The sequence below is a fragment of the Roseomonas sp. E05 genome (assembly GCF_030063475.1).
Taxonomy (GTDB): domain Bacteria; phylum Pseudomonadota; class Alphaproteobacteria; order Acetobacterales; family Acetobacteraceae; genus Pseudoroseomonas.
In genome coordinates, this window is record NZ_JASIRT010000005.1 from 228142 (window position 1) to 246760 (window position 18619).

General features: G+C 72.5%; 20 protein-coding genes and 1 tRNA gene. 10 read left to right on the forward strand and 11 right to left on the reverse strand.

Annotated elements, in window-relative coordinates:
• The first annotated feature begins 40 nt into the window (after positions 1-40).
• Entirely contained in the window at positions 41-469 is a 429-nt protein-coding gene (locus tag QMO56_RS08095) for a hypothetical protein (protein WP_283524783.1), read from the forward strand.
• Between the two features lie 141 nt (positions 470-610).
• Here the strand turns inward: QMO56_RS08095 and QMO56_RS08100 are convergent, their stop codons facing one another.
• The gene (locus tag QMO56_RS08100) at positions 611-1258 is read right to left on the reverse strand and encodes a CoA transferase subunit B (protein WP_283524784.1); all 648 of its coding nucleotides are present in this window, start codon (positions 1256-1258) and stop codon (positions 611-613) included.
• Between the two features lie 14 nt (positions 1259-1272).
• Positions 1273-2034, reverse strand: coding sequence for a CoA transferase subunit A (locus QMO56_RS08105; protein WP_283524786.1), 762 nt, complete (start codon positions 2032-2034; stop codon positions 1273-1275).
• Positions 2035-2212: 178 nt separating this feature from the next.
• Here QMO56_RS08105 and QMO56_RS08110 point away from each other — a divergent pair.
• The 4 genes from QMO56_RS08110 to QMO56_RS08125 all read left to right on the forward strand — a co-directional run bounded on the left by QMO56_RS08110 (position 2213) and on the right by QMO56_RS08125 (position 5652).
• A tRNA-Ala gene (locus tag QMO56_RS08110) sits at positions 2213-2288 on the forward strand.
• Between the two features lie 205 nt (positions 2289-2493).
• Complete coding sequence (locus QMO56_RS08115) at positions 2494-2916, forward strand: PadR family transcriptional regulator (protein WP_283524788.1); 423 nt, start codon at positions 2494-2496, stop codon at positions 2914-2916.
• Positions 2917-2971: 55 nt separating this feature from the next.
• Positions 2972-4432 carry an FAD-dependent oxidoreductase gene (locus QMO56_RS08120; protein ID WP_283524790.1) on the forward strand — a complete coding sequence of 487 codons (1461 nt, stop codon included), beginning with the start codon at positions 2972-2974 and terminating at the stop codon, positions 4430-4432.
• Entirely contained in the window at positions 4429-5652 is a 1224-nt protein-coding gene (locus QMO56_RS08125; protein WP_283524792.1) for an MFS transporter, read from the forward strand. The genes QMO56_RS08120 and QMO56_RS08125 overlap by 4 nt, the downstream gene beginning before the upstream one ends.
• Before the next feature lie 90 nt (positions 5653-5742).
• Here the strand turns inward: QMO56_RS08125 and QMO56_RS08130 are convergent, their stop codons facing one another.
• The 7 genes from QMO56_RS08130 to QMO56_RS08160 form a co-directional block, all read right to left on the reverse strand.
• On the reverse strand, positions 5743-6891 hold the full coding sequence (locus QMO56_RS08130) for an MFS transporter (protein ID WP_283524793.1): 1149 nt from the start codon (positions 6889-6891) through the stop codon (positions 5743-5745).
• Positions 6885-7433 (reverse strand): TetR/AcrR family transcriptional regulator, encoded by a 549-nt coding sequence (locus tag QMO56_RS08135; protein ID WP_283524795.1) that lies wholly within the window; start codon positions 7431-7433, stop codon positions 6885-6887. Before QMO56_RS08135 ends, QMO56_RS08130 begins: the two co-directional genes overlap by 7 nt.
• Positions 7434-7523: 90 nt before the next feature.
• Entirely contained in the window at positions 7524-8585 is a 1062-nt protein-coding gene (locus QMO56_RS08140) for an ArsO family NAD(P)H-dependent flavin-containing monooxygenase (protein WP_283524797.1), read from the reverse strand.
• Positions 8586-8593: 8 nt separating this feature from the next.
• The gene (arsB, locus tag QMO56_RS08145; protein WP_283524799.1) at positions 8594-9688 is read right to left on the reverse strand and encodes an ACR3 family arsenite efflux transporter; all 1095 of its coding nucleotides are present in this window, start codon (positions 9686-9688) and stop codon (positions 8594-8596) included.
• Entirely contained in the window at positions 9685-10122 is a 438-nt protein-coding gene (arsC, locus tag QMO56_RS08150) for an arsenate reductase (glutaredoxin) (RefSeq protein ID WP_283524800.1), read from the reverse strand. The genes arsB and arsC overlap by 4 nt, the downstream gene beginning before the upstream one ends.
• Positions 10119-10643 carry an arsenate reductase ArsC gene (locus tag QMO56_RS08155; protein ID WP_283524802.1) on the reverse strand — a complete coding sequence of 175 codons (525 nt, stop codon included), beginning with the start codon at positions 10641-10643 and terminating at the stop codon, positions 10119-10121. The genes arsC and QMO56_RS08155 overlap by 4 nt, the downstream gene beginning before the upstream one ends.
• Positions 10644-10653: 10 nt before the next feature.
• The gene (locus QMO56_RS08160) at positions 10654-11007 is read right to left on the reverse strand and encodes a helix-turn-helix transcriptional regulator (protein WP_283524803.1); all 354 of its coding nucleotides are present in this window, start codon (positions 11005-11007) and stop codon (positions 10654-10656) included.
• A 238-nt stretch (positions 11008-11245) separates the two neighbouring features.
• Between QMO56_RS08160 and QMO56_RS08165 the strand changes: the two genes are divergently transcribed.
• The 3 genes from QMO56_RS08165 (at position 11246) to QMO56_RS08175 (ending at position 14144) form a co-directional block, all read left to right on the forward strand.
• The gene (locus QMO56_RS08165; protein WP_283524805.1) at positions 11246-11734 is read left to right on the forward strand and encodes an MOSC domain-containing protein; all 489 of its coding nucleotides are present in this window, start codon (positions 11246-11248) and stop codon (positions 11732-11734) included.
• A 184-nt stretch (positions 11735-11918) separates the two neighbouring features.
• Positions 11919-12155, forward strand: a complete 237-nt coding sequence (locus QMO56_RS08170; RefSeq protein WP_283524807.1) for a PsiF family protein — start codon at positions 11919-11921, stop codon at positions 12153-12155.
• A 222-nt stretch (positions 12156-12377) separates the two neighbouring features.
• A complete protein-coding gene (locus QMO56_RS08175) occupies positions 12378-14144 on the forward strand; it encodes an adenine deaminase (protein WP_283524809.1) in 1767 nt (588 codons plus the stop codon).
• Between the two features lie 173 nt (positions 14145-14317).
• Here QMO56_RS08175 and QMO56_RS08180 read toward each other — a convergent pair whose 3' ends face one another.
• Both QMO56_RS08180 and QMO56_RS08185 read right to left on the reverse strand, forming a co-directional pair.
• Positions 14318-14962 carry a glutathione S-transferase family protein gene (locus QMO56_RS08180; protein ID WP_283524811.1) on the reverse strand — a complete coding sequence of 215 codons (645 nt, stop codon included), beginning with the start codon at positions 14960-14962 and terminating at the stop codon, positions 14318-14320.
• A 145-nt stretch (positions 14963-15107) separates the two neighbouring features.
• Positions 15108-15857, reverse strand: a complete 750-nt coding sequence (locus QMO56_RS08185; protein ID WP_283524813.1) for an SDR family NAD(P)-dependent oxidoreductase — start codon at positions 15855-15857, stop codon at positions 15108-15110.
• Positions 15858-15972: 115 nt separating this feature from the next.
• Between QMO56_RS08185 and QMO56_RS08190 the strand changes: the two genes are divergently transcribed.
• On the forward strand, positions 15973-16980 hold the full coding sequence (locus QMO56_RS08190; RefSeq protein ID WP_283524815.1) for a C-terminal binding protein: 1008 nt from the start codon (positions 15973-15975) through the stop codon (positions 16978-16980).
• Between the two features lie 214 nt (positions 16981-17194).
• Complete coding sequence (locus QMO56_RS08195; RefSeq protein ID WP_283524817.1) at positions 17195-18562, forward strand: glycosyltransferase family 1 protein; 1368 nt, start codon at positions 17195-17197, stop codon at positions 18560-18562.
• Positions 18563-18619 lie beyond the last annotated feature (57 nt).

The window sequence follows — 18619 nt, forward strand, 5'->3', positions numbered from 1 at the left end:
CCGTCATCTTCGCCTCCATCGTGTGGATGGACGGGTGCCGATGCGGCTCGCAGCGCGGATCTTCGTATTCCTGACCCTGCTGGCGCCGCCGGCCCTGGCCCAGACCTGGCCAAACGAGACGGGGCCGGGGGGCGACCTGTTCCGCAACTCCTCCCGTCAGTTCGAGCGCCTGTGGCAGGCGGCCCCGCAATCCGGCGGCCTGCCGGAGGCGCGGCCCGGCCTGCCGCGACCGGTCGCGCAGCCGGTCGTCCCGATGCTGGACTGGACACCCCCGCCGCCGGCCGCGCCCAAGCGTCCACCGAGGCGCCGCCCCGCCACGGCGCCGGCCGCCAGGGCGGCAAGCCAGCCGGCCCCGAGCCGGCAGGACTGGGAGCGCACCCTCGCCGAGCGGGAGCGCGAGCTGGAAAGCCTGCGCCGGCGCCTGGACGAGGACCGGCGGCGGTTCGAGGCACAAGGGAAGACGCCCTGAAGGGCGGAGAAAAAAAGTCCGGGGGAATGAATTCCCCCGGAACCCCCATCTTCTTTTTGTCAGTTCAGCGCCGCGCTGGCGGCCCGCGGGAGAAACCCGAAGAAAGAGAAGGGGGTCTGGGGGAATTCCTTCCCCCAGCCTTTATCCCACGCCGGGGCCGGCCTTGAAGGAGGCCTCGGTCTTCTCCCGCAGCTCGTCCAGCGTCACGCCGGGGGCCAGCTCGATCAGGGTCATGCCGCCCGCCTTGCGGTCGATCTCGAACACGCCGAGCTCGGTGATCACCATGTCCACCACGGCCTTGCCGGTCAGCGGCAGGGTGCACTCCTTCAGCAGCTTCGGCTTGCCTGACGCGGTGTGCTCCATCAGCACCACCACCTTCTTCACCCCGGCGACCAGGTCCATGGCGCCGCCCATGCCCTTCACCATCTTGCCCGGGATCATCCAGTTGGCGAGGTCGCCATTCCCCGCCACCTGCAGCGCGCCGAGGATGGAGAGGTCCACATGCCCGCCGCGGATCATGGCGAAGCTATCGGCCGAGGAGAAGAAGCTGGTGGTGGGCAGCGCCGTCACGGTCTGCTTGCCGGCATTGATCAGGTCCGGGTCCTCGTCGCCCTCATAGGGGAAGGGTCCCATGCCGAGCATGCCGTTCTCCGACTGCAGCTGCACGCTGATGCCGTCGGGGATGTGGTTCGCCACCAGTGTCGGGATGCCGATGCCGAGATTGACGTAGAAGCCGTCCTGCAGCTCGCGCGCGGCGCGCGCGGCCATCTCATCGCGGGTCCAGGCCATGTCCGTCCTCCCTCTCAGGCCAGGTTCTCGGCGCCGGCGGCCGAGGTGTTCGCGCTGGCGGGAATCGCGTCGGTCACCCGCTTGCGCGTGGTGCGCTGCTCGATCCGCTTCTGGTAGCCCTCGGGCAGCTTGACGATGCGCTTCACGTAGATGCCGGGGGTATGGATCTGGTCAGGGTCGATCTCGCCCGGCTGCACCAGGTGCTCCACCTGCACCACCGTCATCTTCGCGGCGGTGGCCATGATCGGGTTGAAGTTGCGCGCCGTCTTGCGGAAGACGAGGTTGCCCTCGGTATCGGCCTTCCAGGCATGGATGATGGCGAGGTCGGCGAAGAGGCCGCGCTCCATCACGTAGTTCTCGCCGTCGAACTCGCGCGTCTCCTTCCCCTCCGCCACGGCGGTGCCGTAGCCGGTCTTGGTGAAGAAGGCGGGGATGCCGGCGCCGCCGGCGCGGATGCGCTCGGCCAGCGTGCCCTGCGGGTTGAACTCGATCTCCAGCTCGCCGGCCAGGAACTGCTCGGCGAAGGTCTTGTTCTCGCCGACATAGGAGGAAATCATCTTGCGGATCTGCCGCGTCCGCAGCAGCAGGCCGAGCCCCGCATCGTCGATGCCCGCATTGTTGGAGACGACCGTCAGGTCCTTCACGCCGGAATCGCGGATGGCCTCGATCAGCGCCGCCGGAATGCCGCAAAGGCCGAAGCCGCCGGAATGGATGAGCATGCCGTCATGCAGCAGCCCCTCCAGCGCGGCACGTGCATCCGGGTAGATTTTCCGCATCACAGACGCTCCCCAGTTCAGAACGGGCCGAGGCTACCGACCCGGGCAGGGCAACGAAAGGGGGGCGCCGTGCGCCCGCAGCGAAGGAGAACAGGCGGTCGGAAAATTTGCAGAAAACAGGACCTCGCCCGCTTGCGCGCCTCCGGCCCCGCCGTTATATCCCGCGCACTTTCCCCGGGGGGCCATAGCTCAGTTGGGAGAGCGCTTGAATGGCATTCAAGAGGTCGTCGGTTCGATTCCGATTGGCTCCACCAATTCCCAAAAGGCCTGACCGCCCGCGCGGTCAGGCCTTTTGCTTTTCCAGCCTCCTCCTGGCAGGCCTCGCTTCGCGCCGGAACCATCCCTGAAAGCCTTTTTCCTCCTCCGCTCCTGACAGGGCCGCCCCTTCCTGCCTTTCCGCGCCGCTGCGCGGGGCTCATGCCGCTTGACCCATCGTCCACCGATGCATATGCTCCAGACATGTCCCGGCAACCCGCGCTTCGCACCGCCTCCCGCCCCGCACCGGACTTCACCGACCGGAGCTACTGGGCCGGCACCATCAAGATGGCGCTCAGCCGGTTCTTCGTGCTGCAGGTGCTGCATGACGGCCCGGCGCATGGCTACGACATCGCCCGCGCGGTCGAGCGGACCACGAAGGGCTGCTGCTCCCCCTCCGAGGGCGCCCTCTACCCCACCCTGCGCGAGTTCGAGCAGGGCGGCTACGTGACCTCCGAGACGGAGGTGGTCTCCGGCCGCGAGCGCCGCGTCTACACGCTGACCGGCAAGGGCCGGGAAGCCTTCGAAATCGGCCTGGAGGCATGGATGGACGCCACCGCCGCGCTCACCGAGACCGGCCGCGCCGCCCGGGCCCGCCAGGAGAAGGGGCGCGGCTGCCCATGCTGAGCCGCGTTTTGCCTCCATACATCGCCCACCGATGCATAAAGCAGGAGAAGGTGACATGAGCTCGTGCTGCGGCGGCGACAGCCGCTCTCCCCGGCCGGAGACCCCCGAAGGCGAGGCCTCCGGCGCCTTGCCCGTCGCCATCATCGGCGGCGGACCGGTCGGCCTCGCGGCCGCGGCGCACCTGCTGGAGCGCGGCCTGGAGCCGGTCGTGCTGGAAGCCGGCCCCTCGGTCGGCACGGCGCCGCTGGCCTGGGGCCACGTCCCCATGTTCTCGCCCTGGCGCTACAACATCGACCGCGCCGCGCGCACCCTGCTCGAGCGGCACGGCTGGACGGCGCCGGAGGCGGAAACCTTCCCGACCGGCCGCGACCTCGTCGCGCGCTACCTGGCGCCGCTCGCCGCCCTCCCCGAGCTCGCCCGCCGCCTGCGGCTGAACACGCGCGTCACCGCCCTCGCCCGGCTCCGCGCCGGCAAGGTCCGGAATGCCGGGCGCGAGGCGCAGCCCTTCGAGCTGCGCTACGAGGACGCGCAGGGCAAGCCGGGCCGCCTGCTCGCCCGCGCCGTCATCGTCGCCTCCGGCACCTGGGGCAACCCGAGCCCCGCCGGCTCCTCCGGCCTGCCCGCCATCGGCGAGCGGGAGGCCGCCGGGCGGATCCGCCACGGCATGCCGGACGTCCTGGGCGCCGACCGCGCCCGCTACGCCGGCAAGCGGGTCCTGGTGGTCGGCTCCGGCCACTCGGCCATCGGCACCCTCATCGACCTCGCCGCGCTCGCGGGCCAGGCGCCGGGCACGGCCGTCCTCTGGGCGGCGCGCAGCACGGCGCTGGACCGGGCCTATGGCGGCGGCGCGGCCGACCAGCTGCCGGAGCGCGGCGCCCTGGGCCAGCGCCTGCGCCACCTCGTCGAGACCGGCGCCGTCACGCTGCTGGCGCCCTTCTCGGTGGACGAGATCCGGCGGGGCGCCGACGGTTCCCTGCAGGTGCTGAGCCTGGAGGGCGGCAGGGCGGAGGCCGATGAGATGGTCGTCGCCACCGGGCTGCGGCCCGATCTCGGCATCCTCGGCGAGGTCCGCCTCGACCTCGACCCCGCCCTCGAATGCCCGCGCGTGCTGGCGCCGCTCATCGACCCGAACCTGCACTCCTGCGGCACCGTCCGGCCGCACGGCGCCATGGAGCTGGCGCAGCCCGAGGCGGGCCTGTTCCTGGCCGGGATGGTCTCCTACGGCCGCGCGCCCACCTTCCTGCTGGCGACGGGCCATGAGCAGGTGCGCTCCATCGCGGCCTTCCTGGCGGGCGACCTCGAAGCGGCGCGCCGGGTCGAGCTCGATCTGCCGCAGACCGGCGTCTGCAGCGCCGGCCGCGCGCTGCCGGAGGCCGCGGAAGCCGCCGCGCCCTGCTGCACCCCCACCACGCCGCAGGGCGCCTGCTGCCCGCCCAACCCGGAACCGGCGGAGGAGGCGCCCTGCTGCGGCGGCGCGGCCCGGCGGGAGGCCGCTCCGGCCGAACCCGCCGAATGAGCCAGGGCCGCCTCGCCGGGAGCCCGCTCCCGGCGGATCCGGCCGCCAGCCGTCCCCGGCTGGCGGTCGTCTCGGCCATCGGCATCGCCCAGATCCTCGCCTGGGGCAGCAGCTACTACCTTCTGGCCGTCCTCGCCGGACCGGTCGCCGCCGAGACCGGCTGGCCGCCCGGCTGGCTGATGGGCGCCCTCTCCATCGGCCTGCTCGTGTCCGGCCTCGTCTCGCCCCGCGTCGGGCACGTCATCGAGCGGCATGGCGGCCGGCCGGTGCTGGCCGCCAGCGCCGCCCTGCTCGCGCTGGGCCTGCTCGGGCTCGCCCTCGCGCCGGCCCTGCCGGTGTTCGTCGCCGCCTGGGTCGTCATCGGGCTCGGGATGGGGGCGGGCCTCTATGACCCCGCCTTCTCGGCGCTCGGGCGGCTCTACGGCGAGACGGCGCGCGCCGCCATCACGCAGGTCACCCTCTTCGGCGGCTTCGCCAGCACGGTCTGCTGGCCGCTCACCGCGTTCCTCGCCGCGCATCTCGGCTGGCGCGGCGCCTGCGCGGCCTATGCGGCGATCCATCTCGCCCTCGTGCTGCCCCTCTACCTGCTCGCCCTGCCGCGGGAGCAGGCGCGGGCGCCGCAGGCCTCCCCGGCGACCGGCCTGCCCCCGGGGCACCTGCGGCCGGAGCAGCGCCCCGCCTTCGTCCTGCTCGCCGCGGGATTCACGCTGGCCAACCTCATCATGACGGTCATCGCCGTCCACCTCCTGGCGCTGCTCCAGTCGCAGGGGCTCGCCCTGGCCGCCGCGGTGGCGTTCGGCGCGCTGATCGGCCCCGCGCAGGTCGGCGGCCGGATCCTCGAGATGATGTTCGGGAAGAGGCTGCACCCCGTCTGGAGCCTGCTGGCCTCCTCGGTGCTGGTCGCGGCCGGCCTCGGCCTGCTGGTCGCCATGCCCGGCATCGCCGCCGCCTGCATCGTCTTCTACGGCATGGGCAGCGGGATCCGCTCCATCGCGCGCGGCACGGTGCCGCTGGCTCTCTTCGGGCGCGAGGGCTACGCCATCCTGATGGGCCGCCTCGCGCTGCCGTCGCTCCTCGCCACGGCGGCGGCGCCGATGGCCGGCGCCTGGCTGCTGGAATGGGCCGGGCCGACCGGAACGCTGGCGGCCCTGTTCGGGGCCTCAGTCCTCAACCTGGCCCTGGTGGTGCCCCTGGTGCCGCTGGCGCTCAGGCAGGGCTAGGTAGGGAGCCTGATCAGAAAGGGAGGCTCACACCCCTTCACGGACATGGATTCGCGCTGGATCCAACGGCGGAGCGGCCTCGACTGTGCCCTATCCCTGCCGAGGAGGGGCGGCCTCTCCCATCCCCCAGAACATCGCTCCGCAGGCCATCGCGGCAAACAACGAGAGCGCGGTCCAGGCGTTGGCGCCGTCCAGCACGGCGCCGAAAAGCGGCGCGCCGAAGGTCTGGCCGACGGCAATCGCCAGGAACGGGATACCCAGCCCGAGGTCAGGCCGGTCTGGAAGAAGCATGATCCCCCGGATCAGCAGGACACCGCTGGAGATGATATAGGCGGCTCCGAACAGCGCCATCGCTGCGAAAGCGAGCGGCGGGGCCACTGCGGCGGCCATGAGCATCCCGTAGCAAAGGGCCATGCCGAGAAGCGCCATGCGGTGAATCGGACTGATCCCGAAGCGCGCGACGAGGATGCCGGCCGATGAGCCGGCGAGCCCACCGAGGCCCAGCGCGATCCAGGCGAGTGCGATGCGCGCTTCCGGGAAGCCGAACCCGTTGCGCAACAGGTCGGCGCCGAATGTCCAGATCGCGGTGCTTGATACGCCCATCAGGAAGGCGGTGGCGCACAGGCCGGCCAGGCCCGGTCTCGCCAGCGGCGGTGGCGCAGCGCCACCGGTCCCCCGTCCGGGCGAGCCTGCCGGCACCGCGAACCATATCCAAGCCGTCACCGCCGCGCCAATCAGGGCGAACAGCATGTAGATCTCGCGCCAGGCCGCCGCGAAGGCCACCGCGACGGCACCGGAGAACACGATTCCTGCCGCCGTGCCCGCATTGATCACCCCGTTCGCCCGCGGGCGGGCGTCCTCGTCAAATCCCCGCGCGACGGCCGCCGCAAGCGGCGGTGAGGTAAAGCCCGTACTGAGCCCGGCAAACGCGAGGGCAACCCCCAGCACCGGCACGGAAGGAGCAAGGGCGACGAGCCCCACGCCGGACGTCGCGACAAGGCCGGCGAGCGTGGCCATGGCCCGTTCCCCGAGCCTGGCGCCCGCGAGCGCGGCGAAGACAATGCCGGCGCAATATGCCGCGAAGGCGCCGCCACCGATCCACCCGGCCCCTGCCGCGCCGAGCGAAAGGTCCGCGCGGATCTGCGGCAGCAGGAGGCCATACGCAAAGCGGGCCAACCCATAGGACAAGGCCGTCAGAGCGAAGGCGGCGCCGACGAGATTGCCGCCCCCTTTCAGCATGCGTTCCTCTTCGCCTCCTCGACCAGCGAAGCGGCGGCAGCCTTCGCCGCGTTGACCACCGAAAGATCGGCGACGCTCGCCGCCGCCGTCGCGCCCTCGAAAAGAAGCCAGATCTGCGTCGCGAGACTGTCGTCCTCTCGTCCGAGCGCCGCCTCCACGCGGGCGGCGACCCTGCGGCGGAACGCGCTCTTCTGGCGGCGGACGAGATCGACGATCTCCTCGCTCGCGCCCGAATACTCGGCCCGGGCGCGCAGGAGCATGCAGCCTCGCGCGCCGTGCTCCTCCAGCCACTGCCGGAGCGTATCGAACAGGGCGGCCACGGCATCGGCGCCCTTTGCCGCGGCCTCGAGACGCTCCTCGAAGCGACGATGCCGCTCCTCAAGGACGGCGAGGACCAGCCCCTCCTTGGAGCCGAAATGCTTGTAAAGCGTACGGGTGGAAGCGCCTGAGGGGGCCAGCACCTTGTCGATGCCGGCGCCCCGGAAACAGTCGGCCTCAAAGGCGCTGGCGGCCCCCGAGACGATATCCGCTCGCTTGTCCATGAACACAATGTAAAGCGATCGTTGTACATGACAAGCGGCCGTTGCCGGACGCCCGCTCTCCGCCCCTCCCCGCCATTCCCGACCGGGTTCTCAGCCTAGCGCCTCCTGGATCTCCCGCGCGGCGGATCGCGCCGCGCGCGTCACCCCGGCGAGGGTGGCCGAGGCCATGCCGGTCCAGTCGCCGTAGCCGAGCAGCCAGAGCCGGGGCTCGCGGACGGACCGGCCGCCCCGGACGGCGACCCGCCCGTCCGGCTCCAGCACCCCGAGCGGGGCCAGGTGCTCCAGGGCGGGGCGGAAGCCGGTGCACCAGATGACCGCCTCCACGCGCGTCCTGCTCCCGTCCGGCCAGACCACGCCCTCCGGCTCGAAGCGGAGGAAGGGCCGGACGCTGCGCAGGGCCCCGCGGTCGCGCGCCTGCCGGACCGGCGGCACCATGACGATGTCACCCAGGCCGCCCCGCGAGGGCCCGGGGTCGCGGCCCTCCTGCTGCGCCCGGACGCGCTCGGTCGCCCGCTCGAACAGCACGCGGCCATCCACCTCGTCCGGCAGGAAGGTGGGCGGCTCCGGCGTGACCCAGGTCGCCTCCGCCACCTGCGACAGCTCGGCCAGGATCTGCGCCCCCGAGTTGCCGCCGCCCACTACGAGCACCCGCCGCCCCGCGAACTCGCCTGGCGCGCGGTAGGCGGAGGAGTGCAGCTGGCGCCCGCGGAACGTCCGGGCGCCTGGATAGTCCGGGATGAAGGGACGGCCCGCGCCTCCCGTCGCGCTGACCACGGCCGCCGCCGTCCAGTTCCCCGCCGCCGTCCGGACCAGCAGCCGGTCCCCCGCGCGTCCGACGGCCTCCGCCCGGACCGGCCGCCGGACCGGCAGCCGGTAGCGTTCCTCGTAGGCGGCCAGGTAGGCGACGACGTGGTCCCGGCCGGGATATCCGCCGCCGGGCACGGGCGGCATCGGCCAGCCCGGCAGGGAGCTCCACTGGGCCGGGGAGAACAGGTGCAGGGACTCCCATGCCGAGGGCCAGGCGCCCCCCGGCCGCGGGCTTGCGTCCAGGATCTCGAAGTCGAGCCCCGCGCGGCGCAGGAAATAGCCGATGGCGAGGCCCGACTGGCCGCCGCCGATGACGACGACCTGCCTGGCCTGGGTCTCCGCCATCCGCGGGCCTAGCGGACCGCCGCCCGGCCCGCCCCGCGCTCGTACCAGGCGCGGCTGCGCATGACGATGTGGACCACCGAGAGCATCACCGGCACCTCGACCAGCACGCCGACCACGGTGGCCAGCGCGGCGCCGGACTCGAAGCCGAACAGGCTGATCGCGGCCGCGACCGCCAGCTCGAAGAAGTTGCTGGCGCCGATCAGCGCGGAGGGCCCCGCGACGCTGTGCGCCGAGCCGCATTGCCGGTTCAGCAGGTAGGCGAGGCCCGCATTGGCATAGACCTGGATGAGGATGGGCACCGCGAGCAGCAGGATCACCAGCGGCTGCGCCAGGATCTGCTCGCCCTGGAAGCCGAAGAGCAGCACGAGGGTGGCGAGCAGCGCGACCAGCGAGACCGGGTGCAGCGCCTTCAGGACCCGCTGCAGGGCCGCCTCGCCGCCGGTGGCGAGCAGCGAGCGCCGCCAGAGCTGCGCCGCGATCACCGGCAGGATGATGTAGAGCACCACCGAGAGCAGCAGGGTGTCCCAGGGCACGGTGATGGCGGAGAGCCCGAGCAGCAGGCCGACCACCGGCGCGAAGGCCACCACCATGATGGCGTCGTTCAGCGCCACCTGGCTGAGCGTGAAGTTCGGCTCGCCCTCCGTCAGGCGGGACCAGACGAACACCATCGCCGTGCAGGGCGCCGCCGCCAGCAGGATGAGGCCGGCGATGTAGCTGTCGATCTGGTTCTCCGGCAGCCAGGGCCGGAACAGCCAGCCGATGAAGAGCCAGCCCAGCAGCGCCATGGAGAAGGGCTTCACCAGCCAGTTCACCCCGAGGGTCACGGCGATGCCGCGCCAGTGGCGCGTGACCTGGCCCATGGCGCCGAAGTCCACCCGCAGCAGCATCGGCACGATCATCGCCCAGATGAGCAGGGCGACGGGGATGTTGACCTGCGCCACCTCCATGCGGCCGAGCGCCTGGAACGGCCCCGGCAGCACGGCGCCGAGCGCGATGCCCACGACGATGCAGAGCGCGACCCAGAGGGTCAGGTAGCGCTCGAAGCTGCCCATCGCCGCCCGGCGGCGCCGGAGGGCGGCCTCGCCCTCTGCCGAGGCGCTCATGCGACCTCTCCCTTGGAGACGCGCCGCCCGGCGGCGTCCACCACCGGCTCGCCGTCCTCCTTGGCGAAGGCGCCGCGCTGCGGGTTCGGCAGGATGTCGAGCACCGCCTCGGAGGGCCGGCAGAGCCTCACGCCCAGCGGGGTCACCACGATGGGCCGGTTGATGAGGATGGGGTGCGCCATCATGGCGTCGAGCAGCTGGTCGTCGGTCAGGGACGGGTCGCCGAGCCCGAGTTCCTGATAGGGCGTGCCCTTCTGGCGCAGGACGTCGCGCACCGGCACGCCCATGCGGCGGATCAGGCCGGCCAGCTCCGCGCGCGAGGGCGGGGTCCTGAGGTACTCGATGACCTCGGGCTCCTCGCCGCTGTTGCGGATCAGGGCCAGGACGTTGCGCGACGTCCCGCAGGCCGGGTTGTGGTAGATGGTGACGGTCACGATGCCTTCCCCTCGGCGGTGTCGGTTCTGAGGCGGCCGATCTCCTCGACCTTCCTGGTCAGCGCCAGGCGGTCGAGCGAGGCGATGGGCAGGCTCAGGAACAGCCTGATGCGGGTCTCCAGCGCGCGGAACGCCGCCCGGAAGGCGAGCATGCGCTCGGCCTCCGAGCCGTCCACGGCCGCCGGGTCCGGGATGCCCCAATGGGCGGTGACCGGCCGGCCGGGCCAGACCGGGCAGACCTCGCCCGCCGCCTGGTCGCAGACGGTGAAGACGAAGTCCATCACCGGCGCGCCCGGCGCGGCGAACTCATCCCAGGACTTCGGGCGCAGACCTTCCGTGCGCATGCCCGGCTCGGCGAGCACCTTCAGGGCTTCCGGACGCACGGCGCCCCTGGGGAAGGAGCCCGCGCTGAAGCCGCGGAAACGGCCCCTGCCCCAGTGGTCCATGAGGCTCTCGGCCAGGATGGAGCGGGCGCTGTTGCCGGTGCACAGGAACAGCACGTTGTAGACGTGGTCGGCCATGGCGGTGCCCTCAGGCGGCGGGGGTCTTGCGGGAGCGGGCGGCCGAGGCGGCCGGCTCGCAGGCGGGGGTGCAGCTTGCCTGCACGCCGCAGCAGTTCTCGGTCAGGTAGGCCACCAGCGCGTTCATCGCCGCCGGGGCCATGGCATAGATGATCTGGCGGCTGAGGCGGCGCTGCGTGACCAGCCCGGCATGCCGGAGCTGCTGGAGGTGGAAGGTCAGCGTCGAGGAGGGGGTCCCCAGCCGCTCGGCGATGGCGCCGGCGGGCAATCCCTCCGGACCCGCCTCCACGAGAAGCCGGTAGGCGGCGAGCCGGTGCTCATGGGCCAGCGCCCCCAGGGCCGCCGCAGCCTGTTTCGGCTCCATCCCAACTCCTCCACTCTTCGAGGAATATCGTATTATCAGGAGGCAAGCGGCATCGCAACGTCCTTTCGAGGATCATGGGACGGTCGCGCGATGCCCGGCCCGCCCGGCCCCCCCCTGCCCTGCCCCGGGGAGCAGGCGCGGAAAAGGCTCCCTGGCGGAGGAGAGAATCCCGCGCCCCCGCCGCGGCCCCTTATGATCAGCGCCGATGCCTCGGACAGGAAGGACGACCGGCCCCTTGATGAACCCTCTCTCGCCCCTGTCGCGGCTTCTGGCGGCGCCGATGCGGCCGGGCCGCGTCTGCTGGATCGGGGTGCGCCCCGCCCGGCGGGAGCCGCTCGTGGCGCAGGCGGCGGCGCTCGATCCGGAGACCGGCCTGGCCGGTGACCGCTACAGCAGCCGCACCAACCGTGCGCGGCAGGTCACCCTCATCGGCGCCGAGGATCTGGCCGCGATCGCCAGCTATCTGGGCCGCGAGACGGTCGGGCCGGAGCTTCTGCGGCGGAATGTCGTCGTCTCCGGCATCAACCTCCTGGCGCTGAAGGGCCAGCGGATCAGGCTGGGAAGTGCGGTCCTGGAGGTGACGGGAGAATGCCAGCCCTGCTCGCGGATGGAAGTGATCCTGGGCATCGGCGGCTATAACGCCGTCCGCGGGCATGGCGGCATCACGGCGCGCATCCTGGCCGGCGGGGAGGCGCGCGTGGGCGATCGGGTGGCGCGGGCTGAGTGAAACCGCATGGCGGCGGCCATCCCCGGCTTCGGTGCCGGGCAGGGGCTCGGCCCGCGCCGGCACCGAAGGCCGGAAGTCCAGCCTCGCAGGAAATCCGACTTCCCGCTTTCGCCCCTCTGCATTCTCCGGTGAGGCAGGCCCGGCCTTCCGTTATACAACCGCTGCGTTCATGGAGAGCCCTCGCTTGAAGCCGCTTCTGTTCCTTCTCACCGCCATGGCGGTGGCCTGCGCCACTCCGGCCCTGGCGCGCGACAAGGCCGCCGGGGAGGCCGCACGCGCCGCCGCCCAGCACCGCCCGCCCTCCCCCGCGCGCCTGGCGCAGCAGGAGCGGATGCGCAGCTGCAACGCCACCGCGCGCAGCCAGAACCTGCATGGCGCGCCCCGCAAGGAGTTCATGCGTGGCTGCCTGCGCAAGCACTGAAGGCCGGGGAAAGATTCCCCGGTCAACCCTTATGGGTCTGACCCATCTTCCTTTTGCCATTCTGGCGCTGCGCTTCCCGCCCACGCCGGAACTGACAGAAGAAAGAAGGGGGTCTGGGGGAATTCATTCCCCCAGCCTTTCCCCGGCCTTTCTGCGGCCTGCTTGCCTTGCGCTGCCCTGCGGCTCTACCCAGCGCGGCGACACGCCAAGGCAGCACAGGCCATGACCCAAGCCGATCTGCATGACCCCGCCCTGCGGGACCGCGCGGTGCGCGCCGCGCGCGGCGAGGCCCCGTTCGACCTCCTGCTCACCGGCGGCCAGGTCGCCGACATGGCCACCGGCGAGCTGCGCGCCGCCGATATCGGCCTGGTGGGGCCGCTCATCGCCAGCGTCCATGCCCCTGGCACCCACAGCGACGCGGCGGCACGCCGCCCGGTGCCGGGCCGCATCATCGCGCCGGGGCTGATCGACACGCACATGCATGTCGAAAGCTCGATGGTCACGCCGCGCCGCTATGCGGAGACCGTGCTGCCGCAGGGCACCACCACCATCTGCTGGGACCCGCACGAGCTGGGCAACGTCGCCGGGCTGGACGGCCTGCGCTGGGCGATCGACGCGCTGCGCGGCCTGCCGCTGCGCGCGCTGGTGCTGGCGCCCTCCTGCGTGCCCTCCGCGCCCGGGCTGGAGCGCGCGGGCGCCGATTTCGGCCCCGCCGAGCTGGCCGAGATGCTGTCCTGGCCGGAGATCGCCGGCGTGGCGGAGGTGATGGACATGCGCGGCGTGCTGGAGCGCAGCCCGCGCATGGCCGGCATCGTCGGCGCCGGGCTGGCCAGCGGCAAGCTGGTCTGCGGCCATGCGCGCAGCCTCACCGGCCCGGGCCTGCAGGGCTTCGCGGCCGCCGGCATCGAGTCCGACCACGAGATCACCTCCGGCGCCGACCTCCTGGAGAAGCTGCGCGCCGGCTTCACCGTCGAGCTGCGCGGCAGCCATGACTACATCCTGCCCGAGGCGGTGGCGGCGCTGAACGCCCTGCCCCGCTACCCGCAGACCCTCACCCTCTGCACCGACGACGTCTTCCCCGACGATCTTGTCGCGAAAGGCGGCATGATCGACCTGCTCCGCCGGCTGGCGCGCCATGGCATGCCGCCGCTGGAGGCGCTGCGCGCGGCCACGCTGAACGCCGCGATGCGGCTCGGCCGGCGCGACCTCGGCCTGGTGGCACCGGGCCGGCGGGCGGACCTCGTGGTGCTGGACGGGCTGGAGTCGCTCGGGGTGGAGCAGGTCTTCGCCTCCGGCGCCCTGGTGGCGGAGGGCGGCCGCCTTGCCGCCGCGCTGCCGCCGGCCGATCCGCCGGGGCTGCGCGGCACGATGAAGCTGGCGCCGCTCGCGCCGGCGGATTTCCACCTCGCCGCCTCCGGCGATATGGCGCGGCTGCGCAGCGTGGTGAACCCGCGCTTCACGCAGTGGGGCGAGCTCACCGTGCCCGTGCGCGAGGGCCGGGCGGTGCTGCCACCGGAGGCCACCCTCCTCGCCGTCATCCACCGCCACGGGCTGGCACCGGCGCGGCCGGTGCTCGGCGTGCTGGAGGGCTGGGGCGCCTGGCGCGGCGCGCTGGCCACCACCGTCGCGCATGACAGCCACAATCTCTGCGTCTTCGGGCATGACCCGGCCGACATGGCCGCCGCCGCCAACGCGCTGATCGCCTGCGGCGGCGGCATGGCCGTGGCGGCCGGGGGCGCGGTGCGGGCCGTGCTGCCGCTGCCGGTCTGCGGCCTGCTTTCCGACGCACCGGCGGAGCAGGTGGCGGCGCAGTTCACCGCGCTGCGCGCCGCCGCCGACGAGATTGCGGAATGGCAGCCGCCCTACCGCGTCTTCAAGGCGGTGGTCGGCGCCACCCTGGCCTGCAATGCCGGCCCGCATGTCACGGATCTCGGCATCGCCGATGGCGGCAGCGGCGCGGTCTTCCCCGGCGCGCTGGTCGAGGGCTAAAACAGATCCCGTTCCGAATGGCATCACCGGAACGGGTAAAGATGCTCGCCAAAACAAACGGCTGGAGCGTTTTCCGGGAGCCAGAGCGAACGGAAAATGCTCCGGTGCCCTGATCGCGAAGTATGCGGGAAATCCCGCGCACTTCGCGGGCAGGACACGAGCGGGCCGGGCGCCTATTCCGGCGTGGTCGCCTCGCCCCGCTCCGCCATCAGCGCGTCATCGATCTGCCGCGCGCGCTGCGCGGCCGGGCGCGCGGCGAGGCGCTCCCAGTAGCGCTCGAAGGCCGGGCGCCGCTCGATCGTGCCGAACATCATCCCCCAGCCGATCTGCGAGCCGAGATACATGTCCGCCACGGTGAACTGGTCGCCGAGCAGGTAGTCACCCTGACCTACCGCGCCTTCCAGCACGTCCAGCACCTCGGCGAGCCGGCCATAGCCGACCATGACCTGCTTCCCCTCCGGCACGACGAAGCCGAGAGAGGCATTCGTCGCCGCCGCCTCCACCGGGCCGGCACCGAAGAAGAGCCAGCGGTAATAGGAGCCCCGCCGCCGGTCATCCGGCGCGGGGGCCAGCTTCGCCGCCGGGAAGGCATCGGCAAGATAGGCGCAGATGGCGGCCGTCTCGGTTACGATGGTCCCGCCATGCCGGAGGGCCGGCACCTTGCCCATCGGGTTGATCGCGCGGAAGGCCGGCGCCTTCATCGCCGGCCCGTACTCGACGATCTCGGCCCGGTAGGGCTGACCGATCTCCTCCAGCACCCAGCGGACGATCCGCCCGCGCGACATGGGGTGCGTATAGAGGACAAGCTCGTCCGTCATCCTGCGGTCCCTTTTCCTGCCGACAGCCCTGCCAGGCGGGCAGCGCGGTTTCGTTGCGGGATGCAACCAGTCCGGCGGGCTTATACGCCAGGCCGCCCCGCGCTGGCGATTCCCCCGCCCCGCCGGGCCGGCAGGCGCCGCCGCCTCAGATCACCACCCCGCCATCCACATGCAGACACTGGCCGGTGATGTAGCCGGCGCCCTCCGAGGCCAGGAAGGCAATGGCGCGCGCCACGTCATCCGGCTCGCCGAGCCGGCGCATCGGGATACGGGCGATCACCGCCTCCCAGGCCCTGGTGTCCAGCGCCGCATGGGCGCCGGCATCCTTGCGCGTGTAGCCCGGCACCACGGCGTTGACCGTCACGGCCGGCGCCCATTCCAGCGCCAGCGCCTTCACCAGCGCCTCCACCCCCGCCTTGGCGGTGGCGGAAGCGGGAAAGACGGTGCTGTCGGTGCGGAAATTGTGCGCCACGAAGGAGGAGACGGCCACCAGCCGCGGCGCCCGCCCCGCCGCCAGCAGCGGCCCGGCGGCGCGGGCCAGGCGGAACAGCGCCCAGAGGATGGTGTCCTGGCTGCGCGCGAAGGCCGCGTCGGTCAGTTCCGCGACCGGGGTGCGGTCGGCGAAGCCGGCGTTGGAGACCAGCACGTCCAGCCCGCCCAGCGCCTCGGCGGCCTGCCGCACCAGCCGCTCCGGCGCGCCTGCCTCGCTGAGGTCGGCCAGCAGCACCGCCGCCTCGCCGCCCTGCGCGCGCACGGCTTCGGCGGTGCGCTCGGCGCCCTCGCGGTTGCCGCGGGCGTGCAGGGCGAGGGCGGTGCCCGGCGCGGCCAGCGCGCGGGCGGTGGCGGCGCCGATGCCGCTGGAGGCTCCGGTCACCAGGATGCAGCGCTGCGCCATCTCCGTCCCTCTCCTCAGCTCGGGCGCGGCAGGATAGGCCGGCTCCCTTGCGCCCCCAAGGCCACCCCCGCATCCTTCGCGCAGCAACAAAGCCGCAAAGGGACGGAAAACGACGATGCTCACCGTACTGGAGCCGGAAGGCCTCTACCCCGACACCGCGCTGGAGCAGGAGATCCTCGGGCCCGGCGTGCGCGTGATCCGCGGCGGCGGGCGCGGCGGCGTCGAGGAACTGCCCGATTCGCTCTGCGCCGAGGCGGATGGCCTGTTCATCTTCCGGCACTGGCTGCCGGGCAGCCAGCTCCCGCGCTTTCCCCGGCTGAAGGTGGTGGTGCGGATGGGCGTCGGCTACGACCGGCTGGACCGCCCGGCGCTCGCCGCCCGCGGCGTGACGGTCTGCAACGTGCCGGACTACGGCACCACCGAGGTGGCCGACCATGCCATGGCGCTCGCCCTGACGCTGCGCCGCGGTATCGCTCTGCACCACGATTTGCAGCGGGCGGAGCCGCCGGCGGCTTGGCAGTATCTTGAGACCCCGCTCGTGCAGCGGGCGGAGACGCAGAATTTCGGCATCCTGGGGCTGGGGCGGATCGGCACGGCGGTGGCGCTGCGCGCCAAGGCCTTCGGCTTCCGGGTGCTGTTCCACGACCCTTTCCTGCCCAACGGCGTGGACCGCGCGCTCGGCATCCGGCGCGTCCGCAGCCTGGCCGAGCTGCTGGCGCAGAGCGACGTGCTCTCCATCCACACGCCGCTGACCCGCCACACGCGCGGGCTGCTCGACGAGGCGGCGCTGCGCCAGCTGCCGCAGGGCGCGGTGGTGGTGAACACCGCCCGCGGTCCCATCCTCGACCTGGACGGGCTGGCCGCCTGCCTGCGGGATGGCCGGCTGGCCGGTGCCGGGCTCGACGTGCTGCCGGAGGAGCCGCCGAAGGAGCCGGTGCACCCGCTGCTCGCCGCCTACCGGGCGCGCGAGCCCTGGCTGGCGGGGCGGCTGATCGTCACGCCGCACAGCGCCTTCCACACGCCGCAGGCCTTCGAGGACATCCGCCGCAAGAGCGCGGAGACCATGCGCGACGTGCTGGTGGAGGAGCGTAACAGCAATGTCATCGCACCGGAGGCGGATTAGCCACGGTCATGCTACAGTCACCATGAATCCGGGCAATTTCTGAATATTAAGACTGCAAACGCAGCAAAACGATCAGGGTTGCGATTGCGTTTGACGGGGCAAGCATTCTACACAAGATTGTGAGAGTGCTGCCTTCGCATCCGCAACGTAGAATTCCGGCGGTCACAGTTCTCCTGCCGCGATGTGGCGGAACCGTGCTCCCTGAGGTCCGATAATGCACGCTGAGCTGCGCCACAACGGCCCCCATGTGATCCTGGACGTATCCCGCCTGCTGGGATGCGGGCGCAAGCGGACTCCCTCGGGCATCGATCGCGTCGAGCTGGCCTATGCCCGCCACTGGCTGGCGGCCTCGCCGGAACGCTGCTCCTTCGTCGGGCAGGAGGTGCAGGGTGGCTTCGCCATGCTGCCCCGCCGCCTGGTGGCGGATCTGGTGGCGGCGCTGAGCGAGGCCTGGAGCACCGGCATCGCCAGCGGTCCCGCCTTCCGCCGCGCCGCGCGTGTCGGCGCGCTGGGGCGCGGGCGGCTGCTGCTCGGCTTCGGCCGCACCGAACTCGCGCGCCTGCTGCATTCCCGGCGCCGGATCGCCTTCCTGCTGGTCTCCCACCAGGCGCTGGACCGCAGCGGCCCGATCGAGGCGCTGCGCCGCGCCGGCTGCGCCTTCGTGCCGCTGATCCACGACCTGATCCCGGTGACGCATCCGGAATACGCCCGCCCCGGCCAGGCCGAGAAGCACCTGCGCCGCATCGGCACCACCGCCACCCTGGCGGATGGGGTGATCGTCAACTCGGCCGCCACCGCCACCGCGCTGGAGCCGCATCTGGTCAGCCGCGCCAAGGCCCCGCCGGTGCTGGTCGCGCCGCTCGGCATCGACCACGCGGGGCCCGGCGGGCCCACCACCCCGCTCGACCCCTATTTCGTCGCTCTCGGCACCATCGAGCCGCGCAAGAACCACCTGCTGCTGCTGCATCTCTGGCGGGAGCTGGCGCGCGTCCACGGCGCCAGCACGCCGCGCCTGCTGATCATCGGCAAGCGCGGCTGGGAGAACGAGAACGTCGTCGACATCCTGGAACGCTGCACCGCGCTGCACGGCGTGGTGCAGGAGGTCGGCCAGCTGCCCGACCGCATGGTGGCCGAGCTGATGCAGGGCGCACGGGCGCTGCTCTTCCCCTCCTTCGCCGAGGGCTATGGCCTGCCGCTGGCCGAGGCGCTGGCCATGGGCGTGCCGGTGGTCTGTTCCGACCTGCCGGCGCTGCGCGAGGTCGGCGGCGCCGTGCCGGATTACCTCGACCCGCTGGACGGGCAGGCCTGGCGCCAGGCGGTGACCGACTATGCCGCGCTGGACAGCGACCGGCGCGTCGCGCAGCTCCAGCGGCTGGAAGGCTGGCGGGCGCCGCGCTGGGACGACCACTTCCGCCTGGTGGATGCGCTGCTGGCGCAGGTGACGGAGCCGGCCCGGCCCGGCCCGTCGCTCCGGCAGCATGCCGGGAGGAGCCTGCCCTCCCGCTGGGGCGGGCGCCGCGACAAGGGCTGGGCCGGGGAAGCCGGCGGTCTCGTTGCGGCGCGGGACGAAGCCATGCCATGAACGCCGGAGGGTGGCGGGCGCCTGCCCACCCCCTTCCACACGGCCACACCCAGACGG